Source organism: Mycobacterium sp. TH-M25 (assembly GCF_057473665.1).
Genome location: NZ_JBYCLA010000453.1, coordinates 1 through 6,372, shown reverse-complemented (window position 1 = coordinate 6,372; position 6,372 = coordinate 1). Strand labels below are relative to the sequence as shown.

Genomic DNA, 6,372 nt, shown 5'->3' with positions numbered 1-6,372 from the left:
AGCAGCAACCTCGGCAGCCCTATGGTCCGTTCGTCGGTCAGCCCGGTGGGCCGCAGCCGATGCGCGCGCCGCGAAAGCGTTCTCGCGCAGGCGCATTGACGGTTGGGGCGGTCGCGCTGGCTGTCGTCTCGGCCGGTATCGGCGGCGCCGCCGCCTCGGTGATCGCCCGCCACGAAATTCTCGCTTCTGTCGCCGACGGGTCGCTGCCAGGCGGTGCCATACCCGGCATGCCGGCGTCGAACGCGCCGCTCGGCAGCGTCGAGCAGGTGGCTGCCAAGGTGGTTCCCAGCGTCGTGATGCTCGAGACCAACCTGGGCCGCGCGTCTGAAGAGGGTTCGGGCATCATCCTGTCCTCGGACGGCCTCATCCTGACCAATAACCACGTCGTCGCCACCGCGGCCAACCCCGGGAAAGCTCCGGGACCGCATGGACGCCCGAACCCCGAGCACCAGAACCCCGACGAGGACCCCGGCGCTCCGGCACCGGATCCCGACCAGCCCGCCCCTCCGCCAGCCAGCGGCAAGCCCAAGACCACTGTGACGTTCTCCGACGGACGCACCGCGGAGTTCAGCGTCGTCGGCACCGACCCCACCACGGACATTGCTGTGGTCCGCGTGCAAGGCATGTCGGGGCTGACCCCGATCAGCCTCGGTTCGTCGGCCAACTTGCGTGTCGGTCAGCCGGTGATGGCGGTCGGTTCGCCGCTCGGTCTGTCCGGCACGGTGACCACCGGCATCGTCAGCGCGCTCAACCGACCTGTCTCCACCACAGGTGAGTCGGGTAACCAGAACACCGTGCTGGACGCCATTCAGACCGACGCCGCGATCAACCCGGGCAATTCCGGTGGTGCGCTGGTCAACATGAGCGGACAGCTGGTCGGGGTGAACTCGGCGATCGCCACCCTGGGTGGCGACTCCCCGGACGCGCAGAGCGGTTCGATCGGCCTCGGTTTCGCGATACCCGTCGACCAGGCCAAACGGATCGCCGACGAGTTGATCACGTCCGGGACCGCGTCGCACGCCTCGTTGGGCGTGCAGGTCACCAGCGACAAGGAGACGCCCGGCGCCAAGGTGGTCGAGGTCGTTCCGAACGGGGCGGCCGCGGCCGCCGGACTTCCCAGCGGGGTGGTTGTCACCAAGGTCGACGACCGCACGGTCAACAGTGCCGACGCGCTGGTTGCCGCGGTTCGATCCAAGGCGCCCGGCGACAAGGTGACGCTGACCTTCAAAGACCCCGCTGGCGAGACCAAGAAGGTCCAGGTCACCTTGGGTAAGGCCCAGCAGTGAGTAGAGTCGCCGCGGCTCGGTCGGACGCCAGATATACGGTTGCAGCCATGGGACAGGGTGTGGACTTGATCGGCAGGGCACTGGTCGTCGTTGTCGACGATCACGGCGACGAGGACCACAGCGGTCCGTTGGTCACCGAGCTGCTTACCGAAGCCGGATTCGTGGTCGACGGCGTTGTCGCCGTTGCCGCCGACGAGGTGGAGATCCGCAACGCGCTCAACACCGCGGTGATCGGGGGAGTCGACCTGGTCGTGTCGGTTGGCGGCACCGGGGTGACTCCCCGCGACGTCACCCCGGAAGCGACGCTGGACATTCTCGACCGCGAGATCCTCGGCATCGCCGAAGCGATCCGCGCGTCGGGGCTGTCTGCGGGAATTATCGAGGCAGGGCTGTCGCGCGGTCTGGCGGGCATCTCGGGCAGCACGCTGGTGGTCAACCTGGCGGGCTCGCGGTACGCCGTGCGCGACGGGATGGCGACGCTGAACCCGTTGGCAGCGCAGATCATCGGTCAGCTGTCCAGCCTGGAAATCTGACACCCGGCATGTCCACACCTATCGGAGACGATCGCGATTGGCAGTCGTCGGTCGATGAGTGCGACCCCGACGCCAGTCGGGACGGCGAGGAGCGGGAGCAGTGGCTGCGCGACAACGTGCCGCCACACCACGCCTGAGCTACCTGTCTTGGACGGTCGCGCTTTCCGGAGCGTTGGCGGAGTGATGACCCGCTGAGCTGCCATTGGCCTCGGCGAGCTGATCCCGGATCTGAGTGAGCAGCGAGAGTTCGGTGTCCTCGGCTTGCTTGACCTCTCCACGCTTGCGCAGCGTGTTGTAGGGCAGCACAACCAGGAAGTACACCACCGCGGCGATGATGATGAAGTTAATCGCGGCCGATATCGCGACGTTGAAGTCGATGAATTTGCCGTCGCCGATGCTGATTTTCAAAAGCCCGACATCGGATTTTCCGCCGGCGCCGATTCGGTCGATCAGCGGCTGGATGACGCTTTCGGTGAACTTGGTGACCAGACCGGTGAACGCGGTACCGATGACGACCGCGACTGACAGGTCGATGATGTTGCCGCGTGCGAGAAACTCTTTGAAGCCCTTCAACATCGGGATTTCCTTTCCGCAATGGGTAAGTCATAAATCAATGTGGAGCCCAAGAAAAAAGCTAGCCGAGTCGGGCTGGCGATACGAGAGTTTACTTTTTGTCTGGTCAGACCCTTAGTGCAGGCTGAGGGTCACGGTGGCGACCAGGGTCGCGCCGGCCACCGCGTTGGCGAGGGCGGCCGGCAGTGCGATCAACACCACCCGGTCGCCGGCCGCACTGTGACCATTGGCCTTCGCCGACACCGATACCACGATCGCGTCGATCGCCACCACGTGCGGGGCTGCCGCGTTGCCGCCCTCTGCCGCGGCCACCACGTCGACCACGTCGCCTGGTCGCACCACGTCGATCAGCGCGTTGTCGGCCGGATGCACCGGCACGATACGGGCGTCTGGCCCCGCCGTCGACTCGGCCAGGCGGGCGCCCAGCAGTCGCACGTCGGTCAGCACTTCGCCGCGCCGTGCGGGGCCGGCCAGGGCGGAGCCGACCACCACGTTGACGTCTGACTGTGAACCGTCGGGAATCGTTGATGTCAAACGTCTTTCGACCCGAACATCGTGGGCGGCCAGCTTGGCGCCCGGGCTCAGGTCACGTGTGGCGACTACCACGAGGGCGGAGTCGTCGGCGGGGTCGGGCCGGAGCGCGGCAACGCCGGCGAGCACGACCAGCCCCGCAGCGGCAACCCGGCGGGCCAGCACGGTACGCGACCAGTCAGGGCGCAGCCACTGCGAAAGACGGGTTGGCAGCGACGGATTCAGCGATGGCCGGGAGTCTCCCACGCGCCAACGGTAGACGTGCACATGCGCCGGGGCCGGACGGCGAAATACGGCTTGTGGATAACCGGCTAGCTGGAGGTGGTGGCCGGCGATTTCGACGCCGGTGATTTCGACGCCGGCGACGAGGCGTCGGACTTCGACGCGTCACCAGAGGAGGTCGACGTCTGCGAAGCGGCGGAGGATGTGTCGCTGGAGGTCGAGCCGGCGCTCTCAGGGCCCGAGGACGAGCTCGAAGAAGTGCTGCTGGCGCTCTTGGACGCCTCGCGACTGTCGTTGCGGTAGAAGCCGCTGCCCTTGAACACCACGCCGACGTTGCCGAACATTTTGCGCAGTCTGCCCGCACACTTCTCGCACGTGGTCAGCGCGTCGTCGCTGAAGGCCTGGACTACATCGAAGCGGTCATCGCATGCGGTACAAGCGTAGCTGTATGTCGGCACAAAAACCTCCGTGATGGTCTAAACGCTTAGCACTCTACAGTCTCAAGTGCTAGAACGGCTATGTGGTGCAAGTCATTCCCGGCGGGTACAAGCAACGACGCGCGGCGGTGAATCCGTTCGCGCGCCAGGCCGCGAAGCGGCTGACCGCCCTGCTGTTGAGCCGGCGTCGAACCCACCCGGGGAGTCCGGTAAAAAACGGTCCGGAGATCGCGTAGGATCGGGGAGTCGAAATTCTAAGTGTTCGTGTTCCCAACACGCTCGCGCAGAAACTTGGTGCGGGCGTCTCTTTCTCCTTGCAGGGCAAGTCAGAAGCAGTCGTCTGATCATTCGGCCACCGGTTCGCATGGTGCGGGACGGTAACTCGGGCAAAGGAGAAACACAGGACACAGGGAACCGTGAAGTGGTTCAACGCGGAAAAGGGCTTCGGCTTCATCGCCCAGGCGGAGGGTCCGGACGTCTTCGTCCACTACTCCGAGATCGACGGCGGCGGATTCCGCAGCCTCGATGAGAACCAACAGGTCGAGTTCGAAATCACCCAGGGCGCCAAGGGCCCCCAGGCCAGCAAAGTTCGGGCCATCTGACCGGTCCGCGAGACATGAAAGCCGTACCCGCTCCGATTGTGAGCGGGTACGGTTTTTTCGTTCGGCATGAGAACTCGCAGCCGGCTGCGGAACGCGGGTGTCTTGCTAGCCGGTGAGCTCGACCAGGCCCCGCCCGGGCGTCAGCGCATGCGTCATCGGCACGTCGTGTGGTTCGCGTGGCACCTCGTCGAGCAGTTCCTCGTCGCGGATGACGGCGATCAACCGGGCCTGCGGGGCCCGTAACGTCAGCGTCCGGTCATAGAACCCGCGGCCGCGTCCCAGCCGTGCGCCGGTACGGTCGACCGCCAGCGCCGGCACCAGGACGACTCCGGCCGCGGCGACGGCTGTCGCCGGTAGCCACGGCCCCACCGGTTCCAGCAGACCGAATCGTGCGGTCACCAACAGCCCGGGCCGGTACTGGCCCCACTGCAGCGCCACCGCGGCGTCGTCGGCGGTGGTGCGCGCGACCGGGAGCAACACCCGGTCGGCGCGGCGCGCCAGCACATCCACCAGTTCGAGGGATCCTGGTTCGCTGCCGACCGGAACGTAGGCGCACACGGTGCCGCCGTCGATCGCCAGCGCGCCGACATGACCGGCCAGTGCGGCGGCCTGCCTCGCCCGGTCGACATCGGACACCGATCGACGCGCTGCTACCAGCCGTTCTCGCATTGCCGACTTGCCCGCGGTCGCCACGGGTTCAACGATAGGGTTTCAACGATGGCCACCCCACACACTTCGGTTCCGCGGACAGCGATCGTGCCCGCGGCCGGTTTGGGCACCCGTTTCCTGCCGGCGACCAAAACTGTGCCGAAGGAACTGTTGCCTGTCGTGGACACCCCCGGCATTGAACTGGTCGCGGCCGAGGCGGCTGAGGCCGGTGCCGAACGTCTGGTGATCATCACCTCCGAAGGCAAAGACGGCGTCGTCGCGCACTTCGTCGAAGACCTGGTGCTGGAGGGCACGCTGCAGGCCCGCGGCAAGGAGGCCATGCTGGCCAAGGTCCGCCGGGCGCCGCAGCTGATCAAGGTCGAGTCGGTCGTGCAGACCGAGCCGCTGGGACTGGGACATGCGATCAGCTGCGTGGAGCCGGTGCTGTGGGCGGACGAGGACGCTGTCGCGATTCTTCTCCCCGACGACCTGGTGCTGCCGACCGGCGTGCTGGAGACGATGTCGAAGGTGCGCGCTGAGTTCGGCGGTTCGGTGTTATGCGCCATCGAGGTGGCACGCGACGAGGTGAGCGCCTACGGGGTTTTCGACGTCGAGCCGGTGCCCGGCGCCGACAGCGACGTGCTGAAAGTCAAGGGCATGGTGGAGAAGCCGAAGGTCGAGGATGCGCCATCGCTGTACGCCGCGGCCGGGCGGTATGTCCTTGATCGCGCCGTTTTCGGTGCGTTGCAACGTATTCAGCGTGGCGCCGGGGGCGAGATGCAGTTGACCGACGCGATCGCGTTGCTGATCGACGAGGGGCATCCGGTGCACGTCGTCGTCCACCGCGGCTCCCGACACGACTTGGGAAATCCCGGCGGCTACCTCAAGGCTGCGGTTGACTTTGCCTTGGACCGTCCCGATTACGGGCCAGAGCTGCGGCGGTGGCTGGTGACCAGACTGGGTCTGGCCGAGGATTAGCAGGCCAAGCGCCTGGCTGAAACAGAAAGGCGCGTCGTGCGTTCGGTGGAAGAACAACAAGCCCGAGTGACGGCTGCCGCGGTGGCGCCGAGGCCGGTGCGCGTCGCGATCGCCGAAGCCCAAGGGTTGTTGTGTGCCGAAGAGGTTGTGACTGAGCGGCCGCTGCCCGGCTTCGATCAGGCCGCCATCGACGGCTACGCCGTTCGCAGCGTCGACGTACTCGGGGTGGGGGAGACCAACGCGGCCGACGAACAGCTCGACGACGAGGCACCCGATTCGGCGCCGGCCGGCGGCGGCGTGACCCTGCCGGTGATGGGCAGCGTGCAGGCCGGCGCCCGCACGCCGAGCAGGTTGCAGCCGGGCCAGGCCGCGCGCGTGCAAACCGGGGCACCGCTGCCGACGCTGGCCGATGCAGTGTTGCCGTTGCGCTGGACCGACGGCGGCCAGTCGCGAGTGCGGGTGCTGCGCGGGGTGCGCTCGGGCGCCTACGTTCGGCGCACCGGGGACGACGTGCAACCGGGTGACGTCGCCGTACGGGCGGGGACGATCATTGGCGCCGCGC

General features: G+C 66.9%; 10 protein-coding genes. 6 read left to right on the top strand and 4 right to left on the bottom strand.

The annotated features are described in order from the left end of the window. The 3 genes from AC2VOU_RS15445 to AC2VOU_RS15435 all read left to right on the top strand — a co-directional run. The coding region (locus tag AC2VOU_RS15445; RefSeq protein ID WP_486958169.1) for a S1C family serine protease at positions 1-1,286 on the top strand (1,286 nt) is incomplete at its 5' end. Between the two features lie 47 nt (positions 1,287-1,333). Continuing rightward, positions 1,334-1,819 carry a MogA/MoaB family molybdenum cofactor biosynthesis protein gene (locus tag AC2VOU_RS15440; protein ID WP_486941110.1) on the top strand — a complete coding sequence of 162 codons (486 nt, stop codon included), beginning with the start codon at positions 1,334-1,336 and terminating at the stop codon, positions 1,817-1,819. A gap of 8 nt (positions 1,820-1,827) precedes the next feature. Beyond that, positions 1,828-1,956, top strand: a complete 129-nt coding sequence (locus AC2VOU_RS15435; RefSeq protein ID WP_486958168.1) for a hypothetical protein — start codon at positions 1,828-1,830, stop codon at positions 1,954-1,956. 1 nt (position 1,957) lies between these two features. On the opposite strand, the gene mscL is transcribed toward AC2VOU_RS15435, so the two are convergent. The 3 genes from mscL to AC2VOU_RS15420 form a co-directional block, all read right to left on the bottom strand. After that, a complete protein-coding gene (gene mscL, locus AC2VOU_RS15430; protein WP_486958167.1) occupies positions 1,958-2,395 on the bottom strand; it encodes a large-conductance mechanosensitive channel protein MscL in 438 nt (145 codons plus the stop codon). Positions 2,396-2,506: 111 nt separating this feature from the next. After that, complete coding sequence (locus AC2VOU_RS15425; protein ID WP_486958166.1) at positions 2,507-3,169, bottom strand: SAF domain-containing protein; 663 nt, start codon at positions 3,167-3,169, stop codon at positions 2,507-2,509. A gap of 65 nt (positions 3,170-3,234) precedes the next feature. Then, the gene (locus AC2VOU_RS15420; protein WP_486958165.1) at positions 3,235-3,603 is read right to left on the bottom strand and encodes an FmdB family zinc ribbon protein; all 369 of its coding nucleotides are present in this window, start codon (positions 3,601-3,603) and stop codon (positions 3,235-3,237) included. Between the two features lie 395 nt (positions 3,604-3,998). Here AC2VOU_RS15420 and AC2VOU_RS15415 point away from each other — a divergent pair, with 395 nt between their 5' ends. Then, positions 3,999-4,184 (top strand): cold-shock protein, encoded by a 186-nt coding sequence (locus AC2VOU_RS15415; protein WP_486958164.1) that lies wholly within the window; start codon positions 3,999-4,001, stop codon positions 4,182-4,184. A 105-nt stretch (positions 4,185-4,289) separates the two neighbouring features. Here AC2VOU_RS15415 and AC2VOU_RS15410 read toward each other — a convergent pair whose 3' ends face one another. Next, positions 4,290-4,877: a 5-formyltetrahydrofolate cyclo-ligase gene (locus AC2VOU_RS15410; protein ID WP_486958163.1), complete on the bottom strand. Its 588-nt coding sequence runs from the start codon at positions 4,875-4,877 to the stop codon at positions 4,290-4,292. 24 nt (positions 4,878-4,901) lie between these two features. On the opposite strand from AC2VOU_RS15410, the gene AC2VOU_RS15405 reads away from it, so the two are divergent. Continuing rightward, complete coding sequence (locus tag AC2VOU_RS15405; protein ID WP_486958162.1) at positions 4,902-5,810, top strand: UTP--glucose-1-phosphate uridylyltransferase; 909 nt, start codon at positions 4,902-4,904, stop codon at positions 5,808-5,810. 36 nt (positions 5,811-5,846) lie between these two features. After that, the coding region (locus tag AC2VOU_RS15400; RefSeq protein WP_486958161.1) for a MoeA family protein at positions 5,847-6,372 on the top strand (526 nt) is incomplete at its 3' end.

Bases quoted from the DNA above. Each gene is read 5' to 3' on its own strand.
- AC2VOU_RS15440 (WP_486941110.1), top strand. From the start codon at position 1,334: ATGGGACAGGGTGTGGACTTGATCGGCAGGGCACTGGTCGTCGTTGTC.
- AC2VOU_RS15435 (WP_486958168.1), top strand. From the start codon at position 1,828: ATGTCCACACCTATCGGAGACGATCGCGATTGGCAGTCGTCGGTCGAT.
- mscL (WP_486958167.1), bottom strand. From the start codon at position 2,395: ATGTTGAAGGGCTTCAAAGAGTTTCTCGCACGCGGCAACATCATCGAC.
- AC2VOU_RS15405 (WP_486958162.1), top strand. From the start codon at position 4,902: ATGGCCACCCCACACACTTCGGTTCCGCGGACAGCGATCGTGCCCGCG.